Below are 26,351 nucleotides of genomic sequence, written 5' to 3' on the forward strand. Positions count from 1 at the left end.
CGTTTGAAGGAGTATAATAGGGGATAACTTAACATAGGAGAAAAAACACATTGGATAAACATAATAGTTCTTATAGGTGGATTGTTTTTATTTCAGTATTGCTTGCTTACTTTCTGATTGTGAGTCAACGAACGGCCCCGGGGTTGATCACCGATCAGGTGATGAAGGATTTTCAAATTTCTGCGGCCGTTGTGGGCTTAATGACCAGCATTCAATTTGTTGCCTATTCTGGGCTGCAGATTCCTGTCGGTCTTCTATCTGACCGGTTTGGTCCTAATCTTTTTCTAATTATTGGAACGCTTTTAAACGGGATAGGGACCATTATCTATAGTATAGCTCCACATGAATCGATTTTATTATTCTCCAGACTATTGGTTGGAGTGGGAGATGCGACTATTTGGGTCAATTTAGTATTAATTTTAGGCAAGTGGTTTAAGCCAGGGGAATTTACAAGATTACTTGGATTAGCTGCGGTTGCTGGAAGTTTTGGCTCGCTTTTGGCAACAGTTCCATTCTCGCATTTTATTGAACTGGCAGGCTGGAGACCTGTATTTTTTATAACGGGAATGGTTTTATGCATGGTTTCTATCCTTCTCTATGTTGTCCTTGAAAAAAGACCGAAACAAGAAGCCATACAAAGTGCCGCTTCAAATCTGCGACAAAAGCAAAAGTATGAAAAAACAGGGATTATTCTCAAACGAATGCTATCAAGCCGGCAGGCATGGGCGACGTTCTTTTGTCACTTTGGTGTGGTAGGTACATATGTTGGATTTATCGGTTCATGGGGTGTACCTTATGGGATGGATGTGCTTGAAATCAGCCGCGCAGCTGCTAGTCAGTTGATGATGTATGGCCTTATCGGAGCCATTGCGGGTTCCTTTCTAATTGGTTGGTTTACAAGTAAATTAGAAACGGTGAAACGACCTTATGTATTCATTCAATTCATGATTTTTCTTAGCTGGCTCGCTTTATTTATCTTTGAGAAGCCGTCGTTTTTATTGGTCGTGCTGCTATTATTTTTGATTGGGTTTGGGCATGGGGGCGGTCCATTAACGTTTGCTATTGTTCGAAATTCTTTTCCTTCGAAGGAAATAGGGGTGGTAACAGGATTTGCTAATACAGGCGGGTTTATCAGCGCTGTCCTATTGCCCTTTCTTTTTGGGAAAATGTTAGATCACTTTCATCTAGCCCCGATTGAAGTGGGTTACCATTACGGATTCTTGATTCCTGTTATCTTTTCATTTATTGGTCTTGTAGGCTGTATCATGATAAAAGAACAACAAAATAGCGAGCGACAATTAAAAAAGTCAACTGGAGTGATATAAATAGAAATGTATAGGTCCTGTCTAGGTAAGGATTCTTTATAAAGTGAATCATGGAATATGAGAAATGACGTATGAATAGGGCATACGTCATTTTTATGTCTATAAAGGATGTTAGACCTTTTCTTTATAAAAAACATGATTAGCAAAAACGAGAATACGATAGATAGGAGTGAAGATAAAAGTAAGAAGAAATGGAGGATTGTATGATACAAATATCAGGCGTCCTGTTTCAACCTAATGAAAATTGGAAGTTTGACAGTATAGAAAAAAATATTATCGGGCAGATACAAAATGCTCCTAATATTTATTCTTATTATTCTTTAAACGAGTTTTTGTTTGAAATCAAAGTGCGAAAAAATATTATAAAAAGCGCAATGGAAATGAATCAAGGGCAAGCAGAGTTTACCATCTTTGAATATGCGCGTTGCAATCCAAATTACTGGCAATTAACAAGGACAGGCGGGTTTCTGTTAAGGCCGGGGGTGAGACCTGCTGAGGCGATTTTGGACATTTATCGCAACAGCTCGCAATATGCATTTGAATGTGCAACTGCCATTCCCATTATCTATTACCATGCGATATTGAATAGTATTGGCAGCTCTTTATTTAATCGACTTTTTCAAAATCTGTATCTTTACAGCTGGCATACAGATACTGACCTTGGGATTGTCACCTTCTATTCCAATCATTTTGTACCTGGAGATGTGGTGTACCTGAATAATCCTGACTACCACAGAACAATGCCGCATTTCAAGGGTGTTAATGCTGTTGTACTTAGCGATGGCAAGTTTTTTGGACATGGATTTAACATAAGGACAGCAGAAGAAATGATTCAAATTCTTAATGAAAAACGAAAACCAAACAGTCAACAATCGGCCTATTTAACAAGATTAGTAACAAGACCTTCTTTTAGCTATTTAGCAAGAGTAACTGGTTGGCAAAGCAGCAGCAGAGCATACAAAATACAGCGTCCTATCGTGCACCATAACAATAGTTCCATTTCATATGCACAATATTTAAATTACTTTTTTAACTAAGGGAAAGACCCCTGACACTCACCCATTTTTTTGTAGACGGGCTCCAATTTCATTTCCTAGAGTAAGATATATAGAAATTCCTTACTTGAAGGAGAGTGTTAAAATGTATTCAAACGTAAACGCAGCTCCAACACTTGGTGCGAATGTTCCTCCAATGCTTGGTGCGAATGTTCCTCCAATGCCTTCTTATACGGCTCCTGCTTATGGTTATGGTTATTGCGCTCCAACTTGTCAAAACAATGATTTTATCTTAATTGTTGTATTATTTATCCTCCTAATCATTGTAGGTGCAAGTTTTTACTGCGGCAGCAAATGCTAATGTCTCTGTGATTAATAGAAAATTCCTGTGAGTGTACACACAATCAGGAATTTTTTTTGTTATGGTTTGCCAGCAAGTGGTGTAGACTAGTTTGAACACTAGTCACAAAAAATTGACAATCATAGATATTCCTTTTATCATTTATCTTGAAATCGAGATATTTATGAAGGTAGCGGTATAACATTTTATACAAACGATGAATAGGAGCGAAAGTATGGAAAAAAAGACGATTATCCAAGTACAAAAATTAGGATTTCAATGGCAGGCTGAGAGTCCTTTTCTTGTGACTATGCACCATAGAGATATGTATCCCCCAGGTAATGAGGAACAAGGACCGAATGTGTCATTAGAAGGAAGAAATTTGGGAGAGGATTTTACGATAAAAGATGGTTTCCGGATGTATCATGGAAAAACGGTTCCGGGATTTCCTTATCATCCGCATAGGGGCTTTGAAACGGTAACGGTCGTTTTGGAAGGCTATGTGGATCACTTTGATTCTACGGGAGCTTCTGGCCGCTACGGCAATGGCGATGTTCAATGGATGACTGCAGGAAAAGGCTGTCTTCATACAGAGATGTTTCCACTTGTACATATGGATCAAGATAATCCGCTAGAGCTTTTTCAAATTTGGTTAAACCTTCCTGCAAAGAAAAAATTTGAGGAGCCGGAATATAAGATGTTATGGGCGGAGGATATTCCTGTCATCGATTCTGTTTCAGCAAATGGAAAAAAATCAACAGTTCGGCTGATTGCTGGGAGTTTATTAGGTAAAGAAAGTTTGGAGCCGAGTAAGGCTTCTTGGGCAAAAGAAAAGGAGAATCATGTGGGGATTTATCTGATTAAAATGGAGCCGGAAGCATCCATCACGTTACCGGCGGTTTCTGAAACATTAAATAGAAACGTCTATTTTTATAGAGGAAACGAGATAAGGGTTGAAGATAAAACAATCCAACAGATGAATCGAGTCAAGCTTACTGGTGCTGAGGATACGACCATTATTAATGGTTCCGCAGAGAGTTATTTGCTTGTTCTTGAAGGAGAGCCGATACGAGAACCGATTGCTCAATATGGTCCCTTTGTGATGAATACTCAAGAGGAAATTCGTGAAGCCTTTCAGGATTATCAAAGAACGCAATTTGGCGGCTGGACATGGGGACGGCCGGATCCAGTGAATGAACGAAACGCTGGAAGATTTGCCCGTTATTCAGATGGGAAGATTGAAAAAAGATAATGAAAGCTGGGAGAAACACTCTAGTTTTTGTATATTAAAGGGGCATAGGTCGCTTTCAATGAGAAATGGGTGAGTAGAGTCCGAATGAGCGACGGATTCGGACAGGAAAATGCATTAAAAGCAAATAGAGTTCGAAAAAAACAAAAGGAGTGAGGTACCATCCAGAGTATGGATAGTTCCTCGCTCCTTTTGTTTTTTTAGGATGCTTTTTGTTGCTGAGCGGCAGATTTCTTTGTCCAAACAAAGGTTAGGAAGAAACAGCCTAGTAAAATAATGGTACCAAATGTGAAAGGAATGTTTTGGTGCCAATCAAATAAAGTACCAGCTAACGCAGGCCCAATCATATTTCCTAAGCTCATGTAGGAATTGTTCATGCCGGCGGCAAACCCTTGCTCATTGCCGGCTGTTTTTGAAATTAACGTATTGACGGCCGGTCGGATTAAAGTAGTGGCAGTTGAGAACAGAGTGGCAACAAATAAAATGATATAGAAACTGTTAACATATAACATGCCATAAAGACTGATAGCTGCAACAAGCAGGCCAAATAAAATAATCCTCATTTCACCAAACATTTTAAATAATTTGTTAAGGGCAAACCCTTGAACAATGACACCGACAAAGCCTCCAACAGTCATGACAATGGCAATGTCATTTGGCGTATAATTAAATTTATAGGTTAAATACATTGTTAATGTAGATTGGAAGTTAGAAATTCCAAAAGAGAAGACAAACACAACGACTAATAAGACAAAATAGCTAGTTTTAAAGGAGCGCGCCATTTGTTGGAATATGTTTTCTCCTTTTGATTGATCCTTCATGACAGGTTTGATGGCCGGCAGGAAAATCAATGATAAGATTCCGGCCATGATTGACGCAAAGCCGGCGAAATAGAAGGGAAAATAGATACTGATATTTGATAAAAAGCCTCCAATCCCAGGCCCAATCATGAAGCCTAATGAAATCGCAGCACCAATCCATCCCATAGCTTTTCCGCGTTCTTCTTCGCTTGTGATATCCGCAGCATAGGCCATAACAGGAGGCACGATAAAGGCTGCACCAACACCAGTAAAGAAGCGGCAAAGATAGAGCATCCATAGTTCGTCAGACAGTCCAAAGGCAATTTGGGAAAGACCACTTACGACAAGACCAAAGATAATTAAATTTTTTCGTCCATGGCGATCCGATAAATTTCCTGCCACAGGAGAAAAAATAAATTGGGCAGAGGCGACAATAGCAATAATAAAGCCTAATGCTTGTCCTGCAGCTCCGTAAGTTTTTAAATAGGAAGGCATAACGGGAAGAATTAGACCAATGGCACTAAAAGTGATAAACATATTGAACATTAAAATATATAGTGCCAATTTTTTTGAGAGCTTCATATCATCGTCTCTTTTCTATTAATTTAGTGACCCTAAATAAATAATATTATAGCTTTGTTCAAAAGGATAAACAATGAAAAGAACTTACAAGACTAGCACAAATAATTACTTTTACTAAGAGGTTAATCAATGAAATTATATACACTTAAAAGACCGTTTAATGGATATGAAAAAGGAACAGAGTTTTACTTAATTGCACAATCGGAATTCATCGGAGTGAAGGAGTTTGTTTTGCGAACGAAGGATCTAACGAATCGGATATCTATCAGCGAAAGTGAACTGCGTAAGCATTTTATTTTCATAAAAGAAATCTATTAACAGATGTAAGCTGAAATGGAATGGAAATACAATGAAGTGGGCATTAACGTGGAGCCGGAAAGGGCTTTCTATCAAATCAATTCATTACAGGAAGTACTAGATGTCATTCATCAGCATATTCAAGGGGAAACGGATGATTCCTACACTGAGCACCACCATTTAAATGAAAAGAGTCATTTATTACATTAGAATTAAAAAACGCATGGAATCCTCTTAAACCCATGCGTTTGACAATTGTATCAGCATCTTCCAGAGAGTGCTCCTTTTCATTAGAATCATTGTCCTTTATACATTAAATAAATTTGGTCTGCCATGTAATCTGAACTAAAATGAAGTCCCTTTCTCATCCACCACATAATGATGCCTGCCAATGAGGCTGTTTTAATATCAATCGCAACATAATCGGCAGGTAAATCCTTCTTGGTATTCCTCCTTCTTGTTTCTACTAATTGTCTTAATAATAAAAACAAGTGCTCCTCAAAGTGATTCATATTAAATAAAAGATATAAATAATTTCGATGGATATATAAATAATCAAGCAATTGTGTCAGCTGTTGTTTTTCCGTTAAATCTTTTGCATGCAATAAATCATCTATTTTATGAGAAAGCTCCTGTAAAATCTCATCGGTGATTTGTGTTAATAAATCTTGAATATCCTGATAATGCAAGTAAAAGGTTGTACGATTTAAGCCTGCTTTGGCTGCAACTTTCTGGACGGTTAAATTTGAAATCGTATAGTCTTCCATTAATAAAGAAAAGACAGCGTGTTTTAACATTTCCTTTGAACGAGTCGTACGAGGATCTTCTTTCTTAGAAGTAGACATTTTTAACTCCTTTATTGATTTTTCTTTAACTTCCTCAACAGCAACTAGGATTGGTGTTGATTAGTCAACATTTGGTGAAAAACTGTTCATGGTTATCAATCACTAATTTTGTTACTATAGATTTTATCGACACAATGTTGAAAATGCAAGTTTTAGAATAAAGGGGTATATAGATGGTGAAGGAAATAACAGAAAGAAATAAAAAAATCTTATTAATTGTATTGATTGCGGGCTGTTTTTTATCAACCTTAAATCAGACCTTATTAAATGTTGCATTGAGTGGTTTAATGGAGGTATTTCATATAAAACCTGCAACTGTACAATGGCTGTCAACAGGCTTTATGCTCGTAAACGGTGTGTTAGTGCCGATTACGGCATTTTTAATGAAACGTTTTACAACAAGGCAGCTATTTATTAGCTCTATGTTTTTTTTATTGATTGGATCTGTACTTTGTGCCGTTGCGACGAATTTTGGCCTGCTGTTAACCGGAAGAATGATTCAAGCCATTGGTGCAGGAATTATGATGCCTCTCATGATGACGGTTATTTTATATTTATATCCGAGCGAAAAGCGTGGAAGCGTTATGGGAACCATTGGCTTTGCAATCATTTTTGCGCCGGCCATCGCTCCTACATTGGCTGGTTTTATCATTGAATATGTATCATGGAGATGGCTATTTATTGGGTTAATTCCATTTGTATTAATCGTGATTGTTCTCGCGTTCAGATATTTAATGAATGTTGCTGAAACAACAAAAGCGAAATTAGATATAGCAAGTGTCATTTTATCAACCGTTGGCTTTGGCTGTATTTTATATGGATTCAGCAGTGCAGGAAGCAAGGGATGGGATCATCCGGTGGTTATTTCAACGATTTTGATTGGAGTCTCGGTGACGACGGCATTTTGTATACGTCAAATGAAATCCAATGATCCATTATTAAACTTATCTGTATTTAAGTATAAAATTTTTACTCTGACATCAATCATCAATATACTTATTACGATGATTATGTATGCGGATTTAATCCTTTTACCCATTTACATGCAAAATGGAAGAGGATTTACAGCCTTCGAAGCGGGTTTATTGTTATTACCAGGAGCTGTGATTAATGCCTTCTTATCTCCTGTCACAGGCAGAATGTATGATAAGTATGGTGCGAAACCACTCTTTATAACAGGCTTAGTACTTATCATTATTTCAATGTGGGGAGTCATCGATTTATCGGAATCCACAACGTATATGTATTTATTGGTTCGTACCTGTATATTACGAATTGGATTAAGCTTCATTACAATGCCATTAAATACAGCAGGGCTAAATGCTTTACCAAGAGAATTGGGTTCACATGGTTCAGCAGTAAATAATACGGTACGCCAATTAGCAGGTGCCATAGGAACAGCCATTGTCGTAACTGTGTACACCATTCAATCTGCCTCGCATGCCTCAGAGTTTTCTTTAGTGGATGAAAATATTACGGCTATGCAACTTGAGAAATTAGCTTCTATCTTTGGCGCAAGTGATGCCTATGTATTGATGTTAATCTTATCTTTTGTGGCGTTAATTGTTACCTGCTTTATGCCTAACAAAACATCAAAACAAAAAGATAGCTTGAAAAAAACAGCCTTACAAAAAAGCTAAAAGTCAATGGGAGGGCAGTTATATAAAGTATGTTTATCCATTGTAATCACCAAGAAAGCATATCCTAGAAATCTAGGATATGCTTTCTTAATATTTGGCTTTGTTAAATAATGTTGTTGATTTTTGACTCATTTAAGCTGTATTGTCATGGAATGGTAGGAGAAAATGCATTTTCTCCTACCATTCCATGACAATACAGCTACCTTTCAGCTATGCTGAAAGGCGTGTGAAATGAACATTTCACACGAATGAGTCAAAAATCAGGCTTATTAACATAGTGCTTTAACACAGCCTAATATTTATATATTGTTTCTATTAAGAAAATGTATTCTTTGTATTATAATGATTTATGTTTCACTAATCCCGCTTGGGAATGTTAACTTACTATCACTGATTGCAATCATTTGTTTTTAATTGACAATAGTTATCATTCGCAATTATAGTTTAATAGACAGATTGCTAATAATTAACAGGGAGACAGTTGGAAAGGAATTCTATTAATCCACAACTAGAACCGTTCAGGAACGACGGAGTTTTTCATCGTTATTAGTTTTAAACAAAGTAATTGTCTAAGTAAGGAACAGTATGAGTATTCTTTTAGCCTTATTAGCTGCTTTATTTGCTTCACTTACAGCTATTTTAGCTAAAATTGGCATTGAAAATGTGAATTCTAACTTAGCGACGGCGATAAGGGCTGTTGTGATTGTCATCATGGCTTTTATGATTGTTATGATAACGGGTCAGCTTGATTCCATCCTGCTGATTTCACAGAGTGCCCTATGGTTTATTTTATTATCCGGCTTTTCAACCGGTTTATCCTGGTTGTTTTTCTTTAAGGCACTTGCCATAGGGGATGTATCCAAGGTGGTGCCGATTGATAAATCAAGCATCGTGCTGACCATTGCATTCTCCATTTTAGTCTTAAGGGAGCCGGTAGACCCTCTTGTTCTATTGGGAGGGGGTGTCATCACCGCGGGTACCTTCATTTTGATAGGTACCCGCGGTGAAAAGAAACGATTTTCCGGTTCACAAATCTATATTTTATATGCCCTTTTGGCGGCTGTTTTTGCTGCTTTAACTTCTATACTGGCAAAAATAGGGATGGAGAATGTTGATTCTAATGTAGCTACTTTTTTGCGGACCATCGTTATTCTTTTGTTTGCATGGGCCATCGTATTTTTCCAAGGAACCTATAAAGATATGAAAAATATATCGAAAAAAGGATACCTTTTTTTGATTCTTTCAGGTGCTGCAACCGGCTTGTCATGGTTATGTTATTTTGCCGCAATTGCGCTAGGAGAAGTGTCTGTTGTTGCACCGATTGATAAATTCAGTGTGGTTATCACGATGTTATTAAGTTTTATCCTTTTAAAAGAAAAAGCGACTAAACATACGATAATTGGAAGTGTTGTCATAACGATTGGAACCATATTGCTGATTATATAAATGAAGATAGAAGAAAAGTCCTGTAGAAGAATTTCTACAGGACTTTCCTCTTGTATATGTCTGAAGTCAGGCGTCCCTAGGCTTCCTAGAGTAAGAATATTTTCAAATCTTTAGTAGATAGTAATAATAATATGTCTTACAGGAGTTTTGCGGAATGACTTCTTATCGAAAGGAAAAAGCAATTATTTTTTGTATTTATATAATAAATGCCTTTTTATTGTTTAAATTTGTACCGAAGGATAAAATTCGTCATGCATCAGTAGCTTTTCTTTTTAAACAGATGATTACATGGTTATTTGGATTAGTCGTTGTTGAAAGGAAACTCATCTCTTATCCGTATCGTCCTTTTTTTAAAGGAACATATAAAGCTAGCTTTTGTTTTGAATATGTTTTTTATCCTGTACTGAGCGTAATATTTAATCTTTATTACCCTGAAAAGAGAAATGGTTTGATCAAGACTTTATACCATTTTATTCATGCATCAATCATAACTGCCCTTGAAGTATTGATTCTTAAGTATACAAAATTAATCCGTTATAAAAAATGGAACTGGTATTGGAGCTTTATTACTATTTGGTTTTCTAATTTCCTGTCACATAAATTCTACAAGTGGTTCTTTAAAGAGGATTCTTAGAATCTGTAACGGTTACAGAAACCTTTTCTGTTATTGGGCATGAAAAAAGGAAGGAATTTGAACAGATGACAAACTCCTTCCTCTTTTTTACACCTTACGGGACAGCGGCTTTCCCTTTTTGAGTCATTAAGATGCTGATTTCTAGTATTCTCTTCATTCTTTATACAGATTCTTGATCAAGTGGATGCGTGACATGGTGTAGATGTTGATTCAAATCCAAAAGAAACCGTTCTTTTTGTTCTTCGTTCCAATGAAGTAGAGCACCCATCAATTGGACGACCTTTTCTTTCCATTTCTTTACCCATTGGATATCAAAAAGTAAGGTGCCTGTTCGTCGCCAGAAAAAGTCAACAGGGGTGCAGGCCAATTCAGCTTCGATGGAATAACGAACTTGTGCATAGAGGTCGACGGGCATTCCATAGGCTTCAGCTTCCGTCTTGTACTGATCAATCAAATGATAGAGATGGTCAATGTTTGAACCATATTTATGAACAAGTGAATAAGCTTTTTCCTTGTCCAGGCCAAAGTCTGCTCCCAGTCTTACTTTCTCTTTTATAAAGGAAGGGAACTGTTTAGAACCGCCAACATGTCCCCCTGAGATAGGCATGTGTTTCGTTTCGCAGGCTGAAAACATGATCCCATATTCTTGTTTGAATTTAGCTGAGACGAAGTCGACAATGGTTTCCGCCATTTTTCTATAGCCTGTTAGCTTGCCGCCTGCAATCGTAATTAACCCGGATGGTGATTCCCAAATTTCATCTTTTCTTGAGATGGCAGATGCGCTCTTCCCCTCCTGATGAATCAATGGTCGAACACCTGCCCAGCTTGATTCAATATCACTTTCTTTCAGTTTTGTATCAGGAAAAATAAAACGAATGGTCTTCAAGATGTACTCGATATCACTTTTGGTCATTCTTGGTTTTGTTAAGTCTCCCTTGTATTCCGTATCGGTTGTTCCGACATACGTTTTCCCATTCCTTGGAATCATTAAAATCATCCGGCCATCAGGCGTATCAAAGTAAACCGATTGTTTTAAAGGCAGGACACTTTGGTCAAAAACGAGATGGACGCCTTTTGTGATATGCATTTTCTTATCATCTAAGGAATGATCTTTTTCTCGTAATGTATCAACCCATGGACCGGCAGCGTTCACTATTTTTTTTGCGCGTATTTCGCTTACTCTGCCATTGAGTTGGTCAACAGCTGAAACACCGGTTACTTTTCCATCCTGATAAATAAAATCAGTGACCTTTGTATAATTGATAACAGCTGCCCCAAAACGTACCGCTTCTTTCATGGCTTCGATGGTTAATCTAGCATCATCTGACCGGTACTCAACGAATTTTCCGCCGCCGAGCAGCCCTTCTTTTTTAAATTTAGGTTCCATTTCTAAGATGGCTTCTCGTTTAAACATGCTGTTTCTTTCTTTCTTTTTGACTCCTGCTAAGAAATCATAGGCACGTAACCCGATAGAGGTCATCAACATTCCATAGTCGGCATCTTTGTATATTGGTAGAATCATCCACTCAGGGGTCGTCACATGCGGTCCATTTTCATACACAATGGCCCGTTCTTTCCCTGTTTCTGCTACAATTCTCACTTCGTATTTTTTTAAATAACGCAGGCCGCCATGAACCATTTTGGATGAACGACTGGACGTTCCTGCGGCAAAATCCTGCATTTCTATGAGGGCTGTTTTCATTCCGCGGCTTGCAGCATCCAAGGCAATCCCTGCTCCTGTAATGCCCCCTCCAATCACTAATAAATCAAATTCCGTTTCTTGCATATTTGCTATGATTTCATTTCTTTTTAAACTAGAAAATGCTTCACGCATGATGAATTCCTCCATTGTGTAAAAAATAAATATTTGTTCATACTCGTATGTTCGGTGTAAAAGGTGAAAAAAGATGAAGTCGGATATAGTAGATGAGGGTTAGATATTATATTACTATTTTCACATAATTCTATCTTAATTTATATATTATTATAATACTAAGATGTTGACAGTGTTAATAGAATCTGTGATAATCCTAATAAAGTTATCTGAAAAAAGTAAATGATGGATAAATTCTTATCACGAGCAGGTGGAGGGAAAAGCCCTAAGAAGCCCGGCAACCGACTCATACTTGAGCACGGTGCTAATTCTTGCAACAGAAATGTTGGTAGATAAGAAGTTGTTTTTTTTAAAACCTCTTCTTATTTGAAGGGGTTTTTTTGAGTTCTTTATCAATGAGAGATCAGGCATCTGAATAAGGTTAATCGATAGAAGAAAAGGATGATAAGTGATTCATCGTTCATCGTGAATGGAAAGAGGAGAAGAAAATTTGAAGCAGCCCATGATATTTTGTGACTTTGATGGTACGGTCACGAAGAAAGATAACATCATTAGTATTATGAAGCAATTTGCTCCCCCTGAGTGGGAAGCATGGAAAGATGGAGTATTAGCACAATCGATTAGCATTCGAGAGGGTGTTGGAGAGATGTTTCGTCTCCTTCCATCTTCTTTACAAAAGGAAATTGTTCACTTCCTTTTAGAAACTTCAGAAATAAGAGAAGGATTTGGCGACTTCGTTCAATATACAAAAGAAAAAGGCATTCCTCTTTATATTGTCAGCGGGGGAATGGATTTCTTTGTGAAACCGATGTTACAGCCTTTTGGTTCTATGACTGGGATCTTTTGTAATGAAGCAGATTTCAATGGTGAAAATATTCACATTCATTGGCCTCACAGCTGTGATGAGACATGCTTGAACCAAAATTGCGGCTGTTGTAAGCCATCGGTTATTCGAAAGATGTCAACGAAAGATACCCACTCGATTGTGATTGGAGATTCGGTGACAGACTTAGAAGCAGCAAAAATGGCTGATACAGTGATTGCGAGGGATTATTTATTAGAGAAATGCGGAGAGCTTTCGATTCCTTCTCAATCCTTTGAAACCTTCTATGATTGTATCAATATATTAGAAAATCTATATGTAAGTCAGTAAAATAGAGTCAGAATATTAAAATGACGATAAAGATGGAGGACGAATCATGACAACAATCAAAATTCAAGAAACAAACCAAATCATTGATAATCAAGAAGAAGTGATTTCTTTTTTACAAACACAAGATGTGATTTATGAAAAATGGGATATTAATAAATTGCCTGTACAATTACAGGAAAAGTATGTATTAAGTGATGATGAAAAGCAAGCCGTATTGAATGCATTTCAGGAAGAAATTAAGGATATTGCGGCAAGACGAGGATACAAATCATGGGATGTGATTTCATTAGCAGATCATACGCCGAATCTAGAAGAATTATTGAAAGGTTTTGAGCGTGAGCATCACCATACAGATGATGAAGTAAGATTTATTGCAAGTGGACATGCTGTTTTCATTATTCAAGGAAAAAATGGTCAATTTTTCGAAGTGCATCTAGAAGCAGGAGACCTTATTTCTGTTCCAGAGGGAGTACGCCACTACTTTACATTGGATTTTGACCGTAAAACAGTGGCCATTCGCATCTTTGTGACAGAAGAAGGATGGGTACCTGTTTATTAAAAACACTATAATAAATTCGGCTTAGGAAGAGAAGAGGGGGAGTAGGATGAGCTTACCTAGCGTCCAAGAAAAAGGCAGTAACCAGTATCAATTTTTAAATGAAGAAGACATTATTCATTACGTGAAGAAGCATGGATTCTTTCGTGAGGATGAGCCTGTTTCGGTGATAGAAATTAGTGATGGCAAAATCAATCATGTATATAGATTGACCGGAGAAGGTAAGACACTTATTTATAAGCAGGCAGTACCGTATGCCAGAACGGTTGGAGAAACGATGCCATTGCCGCTAGATCGGGTAAGAGTAGAGGCAAGGGTCTTACAGGAATATGATCGCATTCTGCCTGGTTCGGCTCCAAAAGTTCTCCTTTTAGATGAGAATATGGCCATTTTGATTACAGAAGATATGTCTCCCATGCAAGTGGGGAGAACGGCCTTGATTCATGGGGCGGAACCAGCAGGATTTACGAAAGATGTAGCTGAATTTAGCGCCCAAACGCTTTTTTATACATCGGATTATTATCTAGATCCAATGGTGAAAAAGGAGCTGAATGCCTCCTTAATGAATCCTGGTATGAGACAGCTGACAGAGGAATTGGTTTTTGATCGTCCGTTTCAATTCCACGAAAGCAATTATTTTGAAGCAGGACTGAAAAATGATGTGTTATTCTTAAGTCAGGATCAAAAGCTAAAAAAAGAAGTAGCAAAGCTCAAGCATAAATTTATGACGAAAGCGGATGCGTTGATTCATAGTGACTTACACAGCGGGGCTATTTTCGTTTCTGAAGATAAAACGGTTGTATTTGATACTGAATTTGCCTGCTTTGGCCCGTTTGGCTTTGATATGGCTCATTTTATCGCCAATTTATTTATCAATGGAATCGGCAGTCCGCAGTACGAATATAAACGTTATGAACAGGCGCGTGAAACATGGTATGCGTTCAGTGCTAAATTCTCTGAGCTTTGGAGAAACGAGTCTAACGAAGCCTATACTCAGATTGATGGCTATTTGACGGACTTACTAGAAGAAATCTTCTCTGATATGTTAGGGTATGCCGGCTGTGAGATGATTCGCCGTGCGATCGGCATCGCCCAAATTGATGATTTAAATCATGAACAGGATGAACAAAAGCGAATGGAAAGAAGAAGGAAGACGGTTGAGCTAGGAAAGTATTTAATTATGGAACGCAGCAAGATTCGTTCGTTAGAAGAATTGGAGAATTGGTTTCGCTAAGCAGGAGTAGGTTTTAAGTAAAGGCTATGTTAAACAACTTTGTTGATGCTTTAATGGCCTATGGTCATATGATTAACTATTATCAGTAACACAGACTAAGAAAATGATTGGAATGCAGGAGGGTTTTTTAATGGGCGTTACAGCAACATATTTATTTCCAACAAAGCCAAATCAAAGTGAAATAGCCGAACAGCATGCACTTGGGTTAACTATCGGCTCTTGGACAGATATTCACCATCTTGAGATGGAACAATTAAAGAAGCACAAGGGTGAAGTTGTATCGATTGAAAAAGGGGAAACAAAGGATAAGGTCAAAATCTTTTATCCTTCTGCTAATGTTTCAGCAGATCTTCCAGCTATTTTCACAACAGTATATGGCAAGCTTTCCTTCTTTGAAGGCTATGAATTGATTGACTTAGAGTTTGATCAAGACTTACTTTCACAGTTTCCGGGCCCGCGTTTTGGCGCAAAAGGAATTCGGGAACAATTGAATGTGTATGATCGTCCGCTATTAAAGGCGATTTTTAAAGGGATTATGGGAAGAGATCTTTCTTTCTTTTCAGCACAATTAGAAGATTTATTAGCTGGTGGAATCGACCTTGTCAAAGACGATGAAATTCTGTTTGAGAATGAGTTGACTCCTTTTTATAAGCGGATTACAACAGCAAAGGAAATCTTAGACCGCCATTATGAAAAGACAGGAAACAAAGTGTTATATGCGGTGAATTTGTCAGGAAAGACAAGTACACTGAGTGAAAAAGCAGAACGAGCTCAGGAATTAGGAGCCAATTGTTTATTGTTTAATGTGCATGCTTATGGATTAGATGCCCTTCAAAGTCTTCGTGAAAATCATCAGATTAACTTGCCGATTGTTGCCCACTCAGCTCTATCAGGTGTTCTTGCTGGACAAGCTGGCGGGGGATTCTCTTATGAATTATTGGTAGGTAAACTAACACGTCTAGTGGGCGGGGATTTATCCTTGTTCCCAAGCCCATATGGAGATAAATCGAAGGGCAATGTGACGATTTCTAAAGAAGAAGCTTCGGCTATTAACCGTACGTTAACAGAAGAAAATGGCTTTGAAAAAACCTTTTCCGTTCCATCTGCAGGTATTCATCCAGGACTCGTTCCGCAATTGTTGAAAGACTTTGGAGACAATCTTGTAGTAAATGCAGGCGGCGGTATCTTTGGACATCCGGATGGCCCAATCAGCGGGGCACAGGCCTTTAGAGCTGCAATCGATGCGAGTGTTCAACATATTCCGCTTAGTGAAGCGGCCAACACGTCAGAACCATTAAAACGTGCTCTTGAGCAATGGGGAGAAATGACGGTTTCTTAAAGAATTAAATGGTTCCCTTTTCGCAGGGAAGATAACAACAAAGCCCAAATCGTAGATGATTTGGGCTTTGTTCATTTTATTGTAATGATTCATTTTTAATTGTTTCGACATTGACGCGGCCGGAGAAAAAGGTTGCTCCGCCGCCCATATCCGCAATCCGGTCAGGGGTTAAGGAATTGACGAGATGTTTTTTACCAGTCATGTCTGACCATAGACCTTGACTGACAACCACGCCAGGCAGGACGTTTTCTCCCACAACCGCCGTTAATTCACATTCCCCGCGATTGTTCCAAATGCGGACAGTCATCCCATCCTCAATGCCTCGGCTTTCTGCATCTATTGGATGGATAAATAGCTTTGGCGTTTTTTCTAATAGGATATGCTTTTCGTTATTAGAGAAAGTAGAGTTTAAGAAATTATGGTTTGGTGCAGGTACATACTGCAATGGATACTCTTTCTCCTCGACTAATGGCATATACGTAGGCAATGCTGGGTAACCGTCCTCTTCCATCTTTTTAGAATATAATTCAATCTTACCGCTTGGTGTCGGTAAGGCTTCAAGAAAGTTCTCCATATTGCTTGCTTTGATATAGCGCTCTTTCTTCAATTGTTCATAGGTCAAATCAGGTAAATAAGGATTCCCTGCACCTTGCAATGCTTGGTTGATTAATTCGATATCACTATCTTGAAGTGCCTGATCGTCAAATCCCATGCCTTGTGCAAGCAGCCTAAAAACCTCTGTGTTTGATTTACTTTCCCCGTAAGGAGGAATAACCGGTTCCTGTAATTGAATATGATTATGCCAGTATGACGTATAAAAATCAGTGATTTCAAAGGCTGATTTAGCCGGCAGGACAATATCAGCAAATAACGCTGTTTCCGTTATGAACAAGTCATGAACAACCGTGAATAAGTCTTCACGTGCAAGACCGGCGCGTACTAGGTTGGATTCTGGTGCCACAAGAGCTGGATTACTGCTATAAACATATAAGGATTGAATTGGCTGCTCTTTTTGCAGTAAGGCTTTCCCAATTTGATTCATGTTAATGGCACGTGTTTCTGTTTTTAGCAAATCCGGACGCTGTAAGGCAGCTCGATTAAAAGAAAGGAAATCCGCATTGGCCCTGACAGCGCCGCCTCCTTTTACAAGCCATTGTCCTGTTAAAGCAGGCAAGCAGGAAATGGTTCGGGCATTCATTCCTCCATTATCATGGTGCTGCAAGCCATTTCCGATTCGAATCATAGAAGGAGATGTATTGCCGTACATTCTAGCCAATTGATAAAGATCTTCTATAGGAACGCCAGTAATGGCGGAAATCATCTCAGGATGATATTGTTCAAGATGCTCTTCTAATTCCTTGTAACCAACTGTGTATTTTTCTAGAAACGCTTGATTGACTAGGTTTTCTTTGTAGAGAATATGCATGATTCCCAACGCAAGGGCACCATCAGACCCTGGAAGAATCGGAATAAACCAGTCGGCCATCTTTCCGGTTTGATTTTTATGGACGTCAATGACAATGATTTTTGCGCCCTTTTTTCTCGCCTTTTGGGCAATCATGACTTGGTGCATATTGGTACTGACGGCGTTTACACCCCAGAAAATAAACAATTGGGTTTCCGTCATATCTTCAGGATCCGTTCCGTAACTTCCACCCATTGTATAGTCATAGCCAACCGTTCCGGCTAAAGAACAAATGGTTCGATCTAGTTGACTGGCTCCAAGGCGGTTAAAGAAGCGGCGGTCCATTCCTTCGGCTGAAAGGTTCCCCATATTGCCGTAAAAACTGTAAGGAAGAATCGATTCTGGACCTTCCTCTTTAATCAATTTTTCCCAATGAGTTGTAATGGTTTCGATTGCTTCTTCCCAGCTGATCGGAGTGAATTTTCCTTCACCCTTTTGTCCCACACGTTTTAAAGGTGTTTCGATTCTATTGCGGTCGTAGATGCGCTCTGTCATATTTCGAACTTTGTTGCAAATGCTCCCTTTTGTAATCGGGTGATCAGGATCGCCTTCAATTTTAACAATTTTCCCATCCTGTTTGTGTACGAGTAATCCACATTGATCTGGACAATCTAGAGAACAAACAGAAGGGAATACGCCATTTTTCATATCTTTATAGGTTTCCATCTTTATGCTCCCTTTCTGAATGAAGTTTAAATGAATTTATAAATTATATCACAAAAATTAATATTTAAAAGATTGAGAAAATGATTGACATATAATCTATTATTCTTTATATTAAGTATATTCTACAAGAATAGCAATATTTTCAACATAATAATATTGTAATATTTCTATCAAGAGAGGTGGAGGGACTGGCCTTATGAAACCTCGGCAACATGATTGTGCCAATTCCAGCAAGCGTAGCTTGAGAGATAGAAAGAGAATGCACTTATTTTATTGTTATTTAGACAATATTTGTACAGTGAAGATCTCTTTCTGTTTATCGGAAAGAGATTTTTTGTTTAACAGAGGATGGGAGGGAACAATAAGCTGCCACGCTTTCAGAGAATGAGTAAGCTTTTTACAGAAACCCCTTAGAGACGTTTAAGGGGGCAGGTAGTTATAACTTAATAGCAGACTAAACATAGTGGTTAACTATTATTTGAAAGATGGTTGTAAGGGAATGAATGAAGAGTTGACTATCAACTGAATGGATGGAATGAGAGAGTAAATAAATAGAATGAAGGGAAGAAAATAAGATGCTGGATAAAATTGGTATTCCGAAAAGTTTGAGTTGGGGATTTTTAGGGATTTTAATCTTTATGATGGGAGACGGGCTTGAAGCTGGGTGGATTAGTCCATTCTTAGTTGAAAATGGATTGACAATTCAACAGTCAGCAACCATCTTTACGGTATATGGAATTTCGATTACGATTGCTTCATGGTTTTCGGGTGTTTGCTTAGAAATTTATGGTCCGAAAAAATCAATGTTCGCAGGGGTATTGTTTTATGTGATTGGGACTGCTGCATTTATCGTTTTTGGTTTTCAAACGATGAACTACCCGGTGATGCTTCTCTCCTATTTTATTAAAGGTTTTGGTTATCCATTGTTTACTTATTCCTTTTTAACATGGGTCATTTACCGGACACCAAGCAATAAGTTAAGTACGGCGATTGGCTGGTTCTGGTTTGCTTTTTGTACAGGAATGATGGTACTAGGCGCTTGGTATTCAAGTGTTGCCATTAAGTACCTTGGATACGTCAATACATTATGGACTTCCATTTTCTTTGTTTGCTTAGGTGCGTTTTTTGCCCTAGTTCTTAACAAGGATAAATTTAAAAAGAAACCAATTACAAATAAAAAAGAACAAGTACAAGAGCTAGTAAAAGGGATTACAATTTTGAAGGAAAACCCTAGAGTAGCAGCCGGCGGAGTGGTAAGGGTTATTAATACGATTGGAACATATGGATTTCCTGTGTTCTTGCCGATGCATATGGCTCAACATGGAATTGGCACAACGGTTTGGCTGCAATTATGGGGCACGATTTTTATGGGGAATATCTTTTTCAATATTGTATGGGGAATTGTTGGAGATAAAATAGGCTGGAAAAAGACAGTTATTTGGTTTGGCGGTATTGGATGTGCGGTGTTCTCCCTTCTATTATTCTACGTTCCAGTTATTACAAATGGAAATCTTGCGATAACAAGTGTTGTCGGATTCATTTGGGGAATTTGTCTAGCAGCCTTCGTTCCAATCAGCGCAATCGTTCCATCTGTTGCAGGAGAAGACAAGGGACCTGCGATGTCTGTTCTAAACTTAGCAGCTGGTTTATCAACTTTTGTTGCACCGGCTCTCGCAGGGATTTTTATTGGTCCTCTTGGAGCAGAAGGGGTTGTCTGGATTTTTGCAGTCCTTTATATTATTAGTGCTATTATTACTAAATTTATTCGTGTACCAGAACAAGAGGAATTACGAAACGAGAAGGTTTCGGTGGTTTCTTAACAAATTGGTTATTAAAAGGCGATTGTTTCAAATTTAATCAGTGATACAGGAAGAAGGGCTGTCCATAAGGGCAGCCCTTCTTCTTGTATCACCAAGCCCCTTGGATAAACTCATTAAAGGTTTGAATGTTGGGCTCTTCCGAACGAACCTTTAAACTGATGATGGAAGTGATAATGGATTCGGATACGGGTTGGAGGATGGTAATGGAGCCATCCTTCAGTTCGTTTTTTATAATATTTTCTCCTAAAATGGCATAGCCAGTACCGTTTAAGACAGCTCTTTTGATTGTTTCATCACTGCCTCCAACAACAATCATGGATTGGGGCTGCAAATCGCTTGTTTTGAAATACTGGTCAATGATGCTGCTGAAGCTGCAATCTTTGTCGTAGGAGATAAATGGATACTGACGAAAAATCTCTTCCAAATCTCTGCCCTTGCTAATGTCCGATGATACGACCAAAAGAGTCTTTTCTTCCTCTAAAAAGGTTTGCCTCATATCAACTTCATGACAATCACTAGCAATAATCGCTAGGTCTGCCACTTGGTCTTTAACACTTTGGATGGCATGGACACTGTTAAGCGGCAACAGACTCACTCTTACATCGGGATGCAATTCCGTATAACTTCTTATAATAGGTGAAAGATGCTGTGTACAATAGTAATCAGATGCTGCAATCGTAAGAATACCTGAGGGTCCTCGCAGTTCATCCATTTCTTTTTCCATTTGATCCATCAGTGCAAAGATTTGATCGACATGGACCTTTAGTTTTTTCCCTGCAGTCGTTAATAACGTCTTTTTTCCAATTCTTGTTAATAGTGTATGGTTAAGCTCTTTTTCAAGAGATTGTATTTGTAATGTGAGTGTAGGCTGCGTATATCCTAATCTCTTAGCTGCCTTTGTCAGATTCAGTTCCTCTGCAACAACTTTAAAGGTTTTTAAGTTTCGCAACTCCATTCCATCACCTCTTTTCTAAAAAATTCCGTTTCCACAGAGCTAAATGTTAAATCATTCCGATATAATCTTATAGAAAATAAAGATATTATTATTATAACATAGTAAAATTGCGCGTTATTAGCGGTAGGATTTGGAAGTAAGAAGAGTAGGGATTTATAAATATTCATAGATATCCATAATGATTCATAATTTTTCTTAATGGTTCAATCTGCTTTTTAATCAGGTTTCCTCATGTGCTCATTTCTTTTTTTTTATCTATTAATGCCTATGTAACAGCTATAAGGGCATGATTATCACTCTTTTTCAACGATGGTGGCTTTCTTCCTCAGGTATGATTTTCTTCTTAAATATCCCTTTTTACTATTAAAAATCCTTATGGTTCAAAGTTGCCTGATAGTGTATTGTGTGGAATAATTCATAAATATTCAAATAGTAAATAGGAGATGTAGTTATGATAGATTGGAATACAATTAATGAAGAAGGTTTATTAGCACCGACGATGGCAAAGGATTTTCCCAACCTGCCAGTTGTTAAATCGGAAGGGCTATTTTATATAGGTGTTGATGGAAAAAAATATTTGGATTTTACATCAGGGATTGCAACGGAAAATACAGGACATAGACATCCAAAGGTGATTGCAGCGATTAAGGATCAAGTGGATCACTTAGTTCATGGTCCGATTGGCATTATCAACTATGAATCTATTATGCTTTTAGCTAAAAAGCTGAGAACCATTTTACCAGAATCGCTAGATTGCTTTTTCTTTGGAAATAGCGGTGCTGAGGCCATTGAAGGAGCCGTGAAACTGGCGCGTCATGTGACAAAAAGAAATTATGTCGTTTCTTTCCTTGGGGGATTTCATGGCAGAACAATGGGGGCACTGAGCCTGACGACTTCGAAAAGCAAGTATAGAAAAAGTCTGCCTGTTGGTGCGGGAATGACGTACCAGCTGCCATATGCACAGGTGACTGAAACACCAGATGGCTTGGACCCGGAGGTATATTGGTCAGAGCATGTGGAAAAGGATTTTGAGCGATTATTTAACCATCAAGTGTCACCGGATGAAGTGGCTGCAGTTATTATGGAACCTGTTCTTGGTGAAGGCGGCTATGTTGTACCGCCAAAGGCATGGCTGCAAAAGATTCGTGAAATCTGTGACCAGCATGGGATTCTACTAATCTTCGATGAGGTTCAAACAGGGTTTGGACGTACGGGTGACTGGTTTGCTGCGAATCGATTTGGTGTCACGCCGGATATTATGGCCATCGCCAAAGGGATTGCCAGCGGATTACCGCTAAGTGCAACGGTGGCTTCACAAGAATTGATGGAGCAATGGGCGATTGGCAGTCATAGTACAACGTTTGGCGGAAATCCGATTGCATGTGCGGCTGCAGTCGCAACAATTGATGTGTTAAAAGAAGAGGGCTTAGTTGAAAATGCTAAAACGCTAGGCGAATATGCTTTAAGTAAATTAACAGAGTTGAAAGAAAAGCATCCTGTGATGGGAACGGTTCGTGGCATTGGCTTAATGTTAGGAATTGAAGTGATTCAGCCTGAAACGGGAGAGCCGAATGGGGAAGGTTTAATGACGATTCTTGAAAAGTGTCTGGAGAAGGGTCTCATTTTATATTTAAGCGGAAATAAAGGCGAGGTAATCCGTATGATGCCACCGTTGACAGTAGATAAAGAACATATGGACCTTGGTCTTTCGATACTTGATGAAGCGATTACGGAGTATGAGAGTGAATTAGGATTGCGTGAGGCTGTTACAGGTCTAGCAATGAGCTAAAGGGGGGAAAAGAATGAAGGCAGAAGCAAAAGTAGAAGTGAGTCAGAAACATGCCGCGTCAGGTTCATCAGGATATTTAAAATTTATTATTCCTTCATTAATAGGGACGTTGTTGTTTCTTTTACCCGTTAAGTTTAACGGAGAAGTGACGATTGGCGTAGGCATTCTTGCTTCAATGGTCAATGGTGTATTTAAAGAGTATATTCCTGCTTTTATCGTTTTCCTTTTAGGAATATCTGCAGGGTTATCGATGGTAACAAAATTAGTGAAACCATCATTTATTTTGAATCATAAATTTTTAAAAGGATTATTTGATGTTGGACTATTTGGAATTGCCGCACGGGTAATTGGATTTATGGTCGGACTCATGACTATTCTTGAGGTGGGACCAGAGTTTATTTGGTCCCGCAACACAGGTGGAGTCGTTCTTTATGACTTGGCTCCAGTATTATTAACGTGGTTTCTATTTGCTGGCATCTTGCTCCCTTTATTAGTAGAGTTTGGCTTAATGGAGTTTATCGGAGCACTTGTTCAGAAAATGATGAGACCGGTATTTAAGCTGCCTGGACGTTCTTCTATCGACTGTTTGGCTTCATGGATGGGAGCTGGAACGGTCGGTGTGCTGGTAACAACGAAGCAATATGATGAAGGATATTATACGAAGCGTGAAGCGGCTGTCATTGCGACGACGTTTTCGATTGCATCGATTGCCTTTAGCTTAGTTGTAGCCAATGTGGTAGGGATCGGACATTTATTTGTTCCTTTTTACTTAACGGTTGCCGTTGCTTGTGTAGTAGCAGCGATTATTATGCCTAGAATTCCGCCGCTTTCCAGAAAACCGGACACGTACTATGAGCCGGTCGGGCAGCAGATTGATGAAACGATTCCAGAAGGAGTCTCTAAATGGAAATGGGGATGGGAACAGGCATTGAATAAGGCAAAATCCGCGCCCGGTGCCGGTAAATTATTTGCCAATGGAGTCGAAACGGTACTTGATATTTGGTTAGGCTTAATTCCGCTTGTGATGAGCTTAGGTGCAGCGGCATTAATTATTGCAGAATATACACCGGTCTTTCAGATTATCTCTTCTCCGTTTGTGCCGGTGTTAGAGTGGATGCAGCTGCCAGAAGCGGAATCTGCGGCGAAAACAATGCTCGTTGGATTTGCGGACATGTTCTTGCCGCCGGTTATCGGAAGCGGCATTGAAAGTGAATTAACTCGTTTTGTTGTCGCAGGTCTTTCGTTAACACAGTTAATCTATATGTCTGAAATTGGAATTTTAATTCTTCGTTCAAATATTCCATTAACCATTTTTGAACTATTCGTTATCTTCCTAGAAAGAACGATTATTACATTGCCAGTCATTGTTGTAATTGCACATTTGTTTGTTTTTTAAAAAAAGTATATGGGACAGGTTCGTTGTGAAGTGTGACAGTGAACCTGTCCCTTATTTCTGTAGAAAGAAGGCATGGATATGACGATTGTTAATAGAGATCTTTTAATGAAAAATATGAGTAAGGAACAGGATTTTCCTCTTACGTTTGAAGAATGGGAACAACAAGCGGCTGAAAACATGCTGCCGGGTGGTTTTGGATATGCCAGTACGGGAGCGGGCAGGGGAGAGACGGAGAAACGAAATGCCGAGGCTTTTTCCAAGTGGGCAATTGTCCCACGAATCCTTCAGGATGTATCTACTGTGGATATGAGTGTAAAGTTGTTTGGACGCAGCTACAAAACGCCCTTCTTCCTAGCTCCCATTGGAGTACAGGTGCTCGCATATGAGGAGGCAGAGCGGGCGACGGCGAAAGCGGCTGCTGTGATGGAGATTCCTTTGATTGTCAGCACGGTATCCACCTGTTCCTTGGAGGAGATTGCAGAGGCAGTGCCCTCTGCTCCGAAGTGGTTCCAGCTTTATTTTTCCAGTGTCCATCCTGAGCTTTCCTATAGCATGGTGGAAAGAGCTGAAAAGTCTGGCTACGAAGCAATCGTCATTACGGTGGATACCGTTATGGCGGGCTGGAGGGAACAGGATATAAGGAGCGGCTTCTCGCCTCTGGCATTAGGGTACGGAAAGGGAAACTATGTCAATGATCCAGTGTTTATGAAGTCTTTGCCAAACCATGATCAAGAATCCGTGATAGCAAGTATCTTTGAAAACATCCAGCATCCCAATCTCACCTGGAAAGACATTGCTGAGGTCAAAAAACGAACAAGCCTGCCTGTTTTAATCAAAGGAATTTTACATCCGGAAGATGCCAAAATAGCTGTAGAATACGGTGTAGACGGAATCATTGTTTCCAATCACGGCGGACGTCAGCTTGACGGAGTGATTGCCTCCATTGATGCTCTGCCAGAAATTGTGGAAGCAGTTAAAGGGCAGATTCCGATTTTGCTAGACAGTGGCGTTCGCCGGGGGATTGATGCCGTTAAAGCACTAGCGCTGGGTGCAGCTGGTGTTCTTATCGGACGTCCATTTCTTTATGGCTTAGCGGCAGCCGGGCAAAAAGGAGTCGAAAAAGTGTTGGAACGGTTTATTCAGGAAACTGAAGTCTCTCTTGCTCTATCAGGGATGGCCGATTTGAAACAAATATCCAAGCTGAAAATGGTAAGACAGTAGGATATCTTCCTTCTTTTCGCGGTGTATGATGCATCTCACTTCTTTACTATTTTTACTGTTGTAAGATGAGAAAAAAGGGGTGAGATGATGGGGAAGAATTGGTCGGTTTCATTTGAACATGAAGAATATGAAGGGAATCGGGATCTTATCATAGAGGAAGCAATGGAAGCAGTAGAAAAGACGTCAAAAGGTTATTATGTGAATCTAGTAACGCCTGATGTATTGGGTCATCCTGAAAGCTATTTAATAGAAGTATTAGAAGAGCATTTTAAAGATGCCATCAAAATGAAATACATTGATCAGTGCGGATGCGGGGGATATGTACTAAGAGTATGGAAAAAAGAATAATGGATACTAGTATTCTAGCAAACTATCGTAATCGACAAGTGATTATCAATGAATATCAGGAGGAAGACTTTTTAGAGAATAGAACGGGTTTTCATTTTGAGACGATTGTTGTTACAGAAAATAGTATTCTGTTTCAAAGAATGAACAACAATGATTTCATCCTAACACTAGAGAAAACCTCGTGTTTTGTTGCTAATGATGATTTTCAAAACTATTATATATTGAAAAACGACTCTAATCGGGTTGAGATTTATTTTCCGTGAGTCATTTGTGAAAATGAATAGAGACAGTCACCATCTGGAAAATATGGGTGGAAACTGTCTCTTTTTGTTGTACTAAATCCCCTGTCCCATTTTTGGGATTCAGTTCAAACCTATCTAGGGTCCTATTAAAAAATATGGTCAGATTTTCTAACAAACATA

General features: G+C 38.9%; 23 protein-coding genes, 1 pseudogene and 2 riboswitches. Of the genes and pseudogenes, 19 read left to right on the forward strand and 5 right to left on the reverse strand.

The features are described 5' to 3' along the window. Positions 1-50: 50 nt before the first annotated feature. The 4 genes and pseudogenes from F4V44_RS04595 to F4V44_RS04610 all read left to right on the forward strand — a co-directional run bounded on the left by F4V44_RS04595 (position 51) and on the right by F4V44_RS04610 (position 3,912). The gene (locus F4V44_RS04595; RefSeq protein ID WP_150438805.1) at positions 51-1,325 is read left to right on the forward strand and encodes an MFS transporter; all 1,275 of its coding nucleotides are present in this window, start codon (positions 51-53) and stop codon (positions 1,323-1,325) included. Between the two features lie 203 nt (positions 1,326-1,528). Beyond that, complete coding sequence (locus F4V44_RS04600; protein WP_150438806.1) at positions 1,529-2,362, forward strand: protein-glutamine gamma-glutamyltransferase; 834 nt, start codon at positions 1,529-1,531, stop codon at positions 2,360-2,362. A gap of 244 nt (positions 2,363-2,606) precedes the next feature. Further along, positions 2,607-2,681, forward strand: a pseudogene (locus F4V44_RS27760) (YjcZ family sporulation protein); the annotation flags it as partial. A 214-nt stretch (positions 2,682-2,895) separates the two neighbouring features. After that, positions 2,896-3,912 carry a pirin family protein gene (locus F4V44_RS04610; protein ID WP_150438807.1) on the forward strand — a complete coding sequence of 339 codons (1,017 nt, stop codon included), beginning with the start codon at positions 2,896-2,898 and terminating at the stop codon, positions 3,910-3,912. A gap of 197 nt (positions 3,913-4,109) precedes the next feature. On the opposite strand, the gene F4V44_RS04615 is transcribed toward F4V44_RS04610, so the two are convergent. Further along, complete coding sequence (locus tag F4V44_RS04615) at positions 4,110-5,291, reverse strand: MFS transporter (RefSeq protein WP_150438808.1); 1,182 nt, start codon at positions 5,289-5,291, stop codon at positions 4,110-4,112. 129 nt (positions 5,292-5,420) lie between these two features. On the opposite strand from F4V44_RS04615, the gene F4V44_RS04620 reads away from it, so the two are divergent. Further along, positions 5,421-5,609, forward strand: a complete 189-nt coding sequence (locus tag F4V44_RS04620) for a hypothetical protein (protein ID WP_150438809.1) — start codon at positions 5,421-5,423, stop codon at positions 5,607-5,609. Between the two features lie 15 nt (positions 5,610-5,624). Beyond that, positions 5,625-5,798, forward strand: coding sequence for a hypothetical protein (locus F4V44_RS27230; RefSeq protein ID WP_191090565.1), 174 nt, complete (start codon positions 5,625-5,627; stop codon positions 5,796-5,798). 86 nt (positions 5,799-5,884) lie between these two features. Here the strand turns inward: F4V44_RS27230 and F4V44_RS04625 are convergent, their stop codons facing one another. Next, positions 5,885-6,433: a TetR/AcrR family transcriptional regulator gene (locus tag F4V44_RS04625; RefSeq protein ID WP_150438810.1), complete on the reverse strand. Its 549-nt coding sequence runs from the start codon at positions 6,431-6,433 to the stop codon at positions 5,885-5,887. Between the two features lie 173 nt (positions 6,434-6,606). Between F4V44_RS04625 and F4V44_RS04630 the strand changes: the two genes are divergently transcribed. The 3 genes from F4V44_RS04630 to F4V44_RS04640 all read left to right on the forward strand — a co-directional run bounded on the left by F4V44_RS04630 (position 6,607) and on the right by F4V44_RS04640 (position 10,153). Beyond that, entirely contained in the window at positions 6,607-8,073 is a 1,467-nt protein-coding gene (locus F4V44_RS04630) for a DHA2 family efflux MFS transporter permease subunit (protein ID WP_150438811.1), read from the forward strand. A 585-nt stretch (positions 8,074-8,658) separates the two neighbouring features. Continuing rightward, positions 8,659-9,519 (forward strand): EamA family transporter, encoded by an 861-nt coding sequence (locus tag F4V44_RS04635; RefSeq protein WP_150438812.1) that lies wholly within the window; start codon positions 8,659-8,661, stop codon positions 9,517-9,519. 154 nt (positions 9,520-9,673) lie between these two features. Next, the gene (locus tag F4V44_RS04640) at positions 9,674-10,153 is read left to right on the forward strand and encodes a CBO0543 family protein (protein WP_150438813.1); all 480 of its coding nucleotides are present in this window, start codon (positions 9,674-9,676) and stop codon (positions 10,151-10,153) included. Positions 10,154-10,313: 160 nt separating this feature from the next. Here the strand turns inward: F4V44_RS04640 and F4V44_RS04645 are convergent, their stop codons facing one another. After that, positions 10,314-11,987, reverse strand: a complete 1,674-nt coding sequence (locus F4V44_RS04645) for a glycerol-3-phosphate dehydrogenase/oxidase (protein WP_150438814.1) — start codon at positions 11,985-11,987, stop codon at positions 10,314-10,316. A gap of 234 nt (positions 11,988-12,221) precedes the next feature. Next, positions 12,222-12,326, forward strand: a riboswitch (SAM riboswitch). A gap of 130 nt (positions 12,327-12,456) precedes the next feature. Here F4V44_RS04645 and F4V44_RS04650 point away from each other — a divergent pair. From F4V44_RS04650 to F4V44_RS04665, 4 genes are all read left to right on the forward strand, one after another. Then, positions 12,457-13,140, forward strand: a complete 684-nt coding sequence (locus F4V44_RS04650) for a 2-hydroxy-3-keto-5-methylthiopentenyl-1-phosphate phosphatase (RefSeq protein WP_150438815.1) — start codon at positions 12,457-12,459, stop codon at positions 13,138-13,140. 46 nt (positions 13,141-13,186) lie between these two features. Beyond that, positions 13,187-13,699, forward strand: a complete 513-nt coding sequence (locus F4V44_RS04655) for a cupin domain-containing protein (protein WP_150438816.1) — start codon at positions 13,187-13,189, stop codon at positions 13,697-13,699. A gap of 46 nt (positions 13,700-13,745) precedes the next feature. Then, positions 13,746-14,930, forward strand: coding sequence for an S-methyl-5-thioribose kinase (mtnK, locus tag F4V44_RS04660; RefSeq protein WP_150438817.1), 1,185 nt, complete (start codon positions 13,746-13,748; stop codon positions 14,928-14,930). A 130-nt stretch (positions 14,931-15,060) separates the two neighbouring features. Next, on the forward strand, positions 15,061-16,269 hold the full coding sequence (locus F4V44_RS04665; protein WP_223881795.1) for a 2,3-diketo-5-methylthiopentyl-1-phosphate enolase: 1,209 nt from the start codon (positions 15,061-15,063) through the stop codon (positions 16,267-16,269). 76 nt (positions 16,270-16,345) lie between these two features. On the opposite strand, the gene F4V44_RS04670 is transcribed toward F4V44_RS04665, so the two are convergent. Then, positions 16,346-18,400 (reverse strand): molybdopterin-containing oxidoreductase family protein, encoded by a 2,055-nt coding sequence (locus tag F4V44_RS04670; protein ID WP_150438819.1) that lies wholly within the window; start codon positions 18,398-18,400, stop codon positions 16,346-16,348. A gap of 164 nt (positions 18,401-18,564) precedes the next feature. Continuing rightward, positions 18,565-18,655, forward strand: a riboswitch (SAM riboswitch). A 320-nt stretch (positions 18,656-18,975) separates the two neighbouring features. Between F4V44_RS04670 and F4V44_RS04675 the strand changes: the two genes are divergently transcribed. Next, positions 18,976-20,220 (forward strand): MFS transporter, encoded by a 1,245-nt coding sequence (locus tag F4V44_RS04675; protein ID WP_150438820.1) that lies wholly within the window; start codon positions 18,976-18,978, stop codon positions 20,218-20,220. Positions 20,221-20,308: 88 nt separating this feature from the next. Here the strand turns inward: F4V44_RS04675 and F4V44_RS04680 are convergent, their stop codons facing one another. Further along, a complete protein-coding gene (locus F4V44_RS04680) occupies positions 20,309-21,175 on the reverse strand; it encodes a LysR family transcriptional regulator (protein ID WP_150438821.1) in 867 nt (288 codons plus the stop codon). Between the two features lie 451 nt (positions 21,176-21,626). Between F4V44_RS04680 and F4V44_RS04685 the strand changes: the two genes are divergently transcribed. From F4V44_RS04685 to F4V44_RS04705, 5 genes are all read left to right on the forward strand, one after another. Further along, positions 21,627-22,964, forward strand: coding sequence for an aspartate aminotransferase family protein (locus F4V44_RS04685; protein ID WP_150438822.1), 1,338 nt, complete (start codon positions 21,627-21,629; stop codon positions 22,962-22,964). Between the two features lie 13 nt (positions 22,965-22,977). Then, entirely contained in the window at positions 22,978-24,360 is a 1,383-nt protein-coding gene (locus tag F4V44_RS04690; RefSeq protein ID WP_150438823.1) for a YjiH family protein, read from the forward strand. 78 nt (positions 24,361-24,438) lie between these two features. Beyond that, entirely contained in the window at positions 24,439-25,581 is a 1,143-nt protein-coding gene (locus F4V44_RS04695) for an alpha-hydroxy-acid oxidizing protein (RefSeq protein WP_150438824.1), read from the forward strand. An 87-nt stretch (positions 25,582-25,668) separates the two neighbouring features. Beyond that, the gene (locus tag F4V44_RS04700) at positions 25,669-25,929 is read left to right on the forward strand and encodes a CGCGG family putative rSAM-modified RiPP protein (protein ID WP_150438825.1); all 261 of its coding nucleotides are present in this window, start codon (positions 25,669-25,671) and stop codon (positions 25,927-25,929) included. Further along, positions 25,914-26,192: a hypothetical protein gene (locus F4V44_RS04705; RefSeq protein ID WP_150438826.1), complete on the forward strand. Its 279-nt coding sequence runs from the start codon at positions 25,914-25,916 to the stop codon at positions 26,190-26,192. The genes F4V44_RS04700 and F4V44_RS04705 overlap by 16 nt, the downstream gene beginning before the upstream one ends. Positions 26,193-26,351 lie beyond the last annotated feature (159 nt).

The organism is Niallia endozanthoxylica (genome assembly GCF_008710145.1).
GTDB lineage: Bacteria > Bacillota > Bacilli > Bacillales > Cytobacillaceae > Bacillus_BD > Bacillus_BD endozanthoxylica.

Coding starts and splice junctions, on each gene's coding strand:
- F4V44_RS27230 (WP_191090565.1), top strand. CDS start 5,625: ATGGAATGGAAATACAATGAAGTGGGCATTAACGTGGAGCCGGAAAGG.
- F4V44_RS04630 (WP_150438811.1), top strand. CDS start 6,607: ATGGTGAAGGAAATAACAGAAAGAAATAAAAAAATCTTATTAATTGTA.
- F4V44_RS04600 (WP_150438806.1), top strand. CDS start 1,529: ATGATACAAATATCAGGCGTCCTGTTTCAACCTAATGAAAATTGGAAG.
- F4V44_RS04620 (WP_150438809.1), top strand. CDS start 5,421: ATGAAATTATATACACTTAAAAGACCGTTTAATGGATATGAAAAAGGA.
- F4V44_RS04670 (WP_150438819.1), bottom strand. CDS start 18,400: ATGGAAACCTATAAAGATATGAAAAATGGCGTATTCCCTTCTGTTTGT.
- F4V44_RS04640 (WP_150438813.1), top strand. CDS start 9,674: ATGACTTCTTATCGAAAGGAAAAAGCAATTATTTTTTGTATTTATATA.
- F4V44_RS04680 (WP_150438821.1), bottom strand. CDS start 21,175: ATGGAGTTGCGAAACTTAAAAACCTTTAAAGTTGTTGCAGAGGAACTG.
- F4V44_RS04625 (WP_150438810.1), bottom strand. CDS start 6,433: ATGTCTACTTCTAAGAAAGAAGATCCTCGTACGACTCGTTCAAAGGAA.
- F4V44_RS04645 (WP_150438814.1), bottom strand. CDS start 11,987: ATGCGTGAAGCATTTTCTAGTTTAAAAAGAAATGAAATCATAGCAAAT.
- F4V44_RS04635 (WP_150438812.1), top strand. CDS start 8,659: ATGAGTATTCTTTTAGCCTTATTAGCTGCTTTATTTGCTTCACTTACA.
- F4V44_RS04655 (WP_150438816.1), top strand. CDS start 13,187: ATGACAACAATCAAAATTCAAGAAACAAACCAAATCATTGATAATCAA.
- F4V44_RS04695 (WP_150438824.1), top strand. CDS start 24,439: ATGACGATTGTTAATAGAGATCTTTTAATGAAAAATATGAGTAAGGAA.
- F4V44_RS04610 (WP_150438807.1), top strand. CDS start 2,896: ATGGAAAAAAAGACGATTATCCAAGTACAAAAATTAGGATTTCAATGG.
- F4V44_RS04705 (WP_150438826.1), top strand. CDS start 25,914: ATGGAAAAAAGAATAATGGATACTAGTATTCTAGCAAACTATCGTAAT.
- F4V44_RS04665 (WP_223881795.1), top strand. CDS start 15,061: ATGGGCGTTACAGCAACATATTTATTTCCAACAAAGCCAAATCAAAGT.
- F4V44_RS04685 (WP_150438822.1), top strand. CDS start 21,627: ATGATAGATTGGAATACAATTAATGAAGAAGGTTTATTAGCACCGACG.
- F4V44_RS04675 (WP_150438820.1), top strand. CDS start 18,976: ATGCTGGATAAAATTGGTATTCCGAAAAGTTTGAGTTGGGGATTTTTA.
- F4V44_RS04615 (WP_150438808.1), bottom strand. CDS start 5,291: ATGAAGCTCTCAAAAAAATTGGCACTATATATTTTAATGTTCAATATG.
- F4V44_RS04690 (WP_150438823.1), top strand. CDS start 22,978: ATGAAGGCAGAAGCAAAAGTAGAAGTGAGTCAGAAACATGCCGCGTCA.
- mtnK (WP_150438817.1), top strand. CDS start 13,746: ATGAGCTTACCTAGCGTCCAAGAAAAAGGCAGTAACCAGTATCAATTT.
- F4V44_RS04700 (WP_150438825.1), top strand. CDS start 25,669: ATGGGGAAGAATTGGTCGGTTTCATTTGAACATGAAGAATATGAAGGG.
- F4V44_RS04650 (WP_150438815.1), top strand. CDS start 12,457: ATGGAAAGAGGAGAAGAAAATTTGAAGCAGCCCATGATATTTTGTGAC.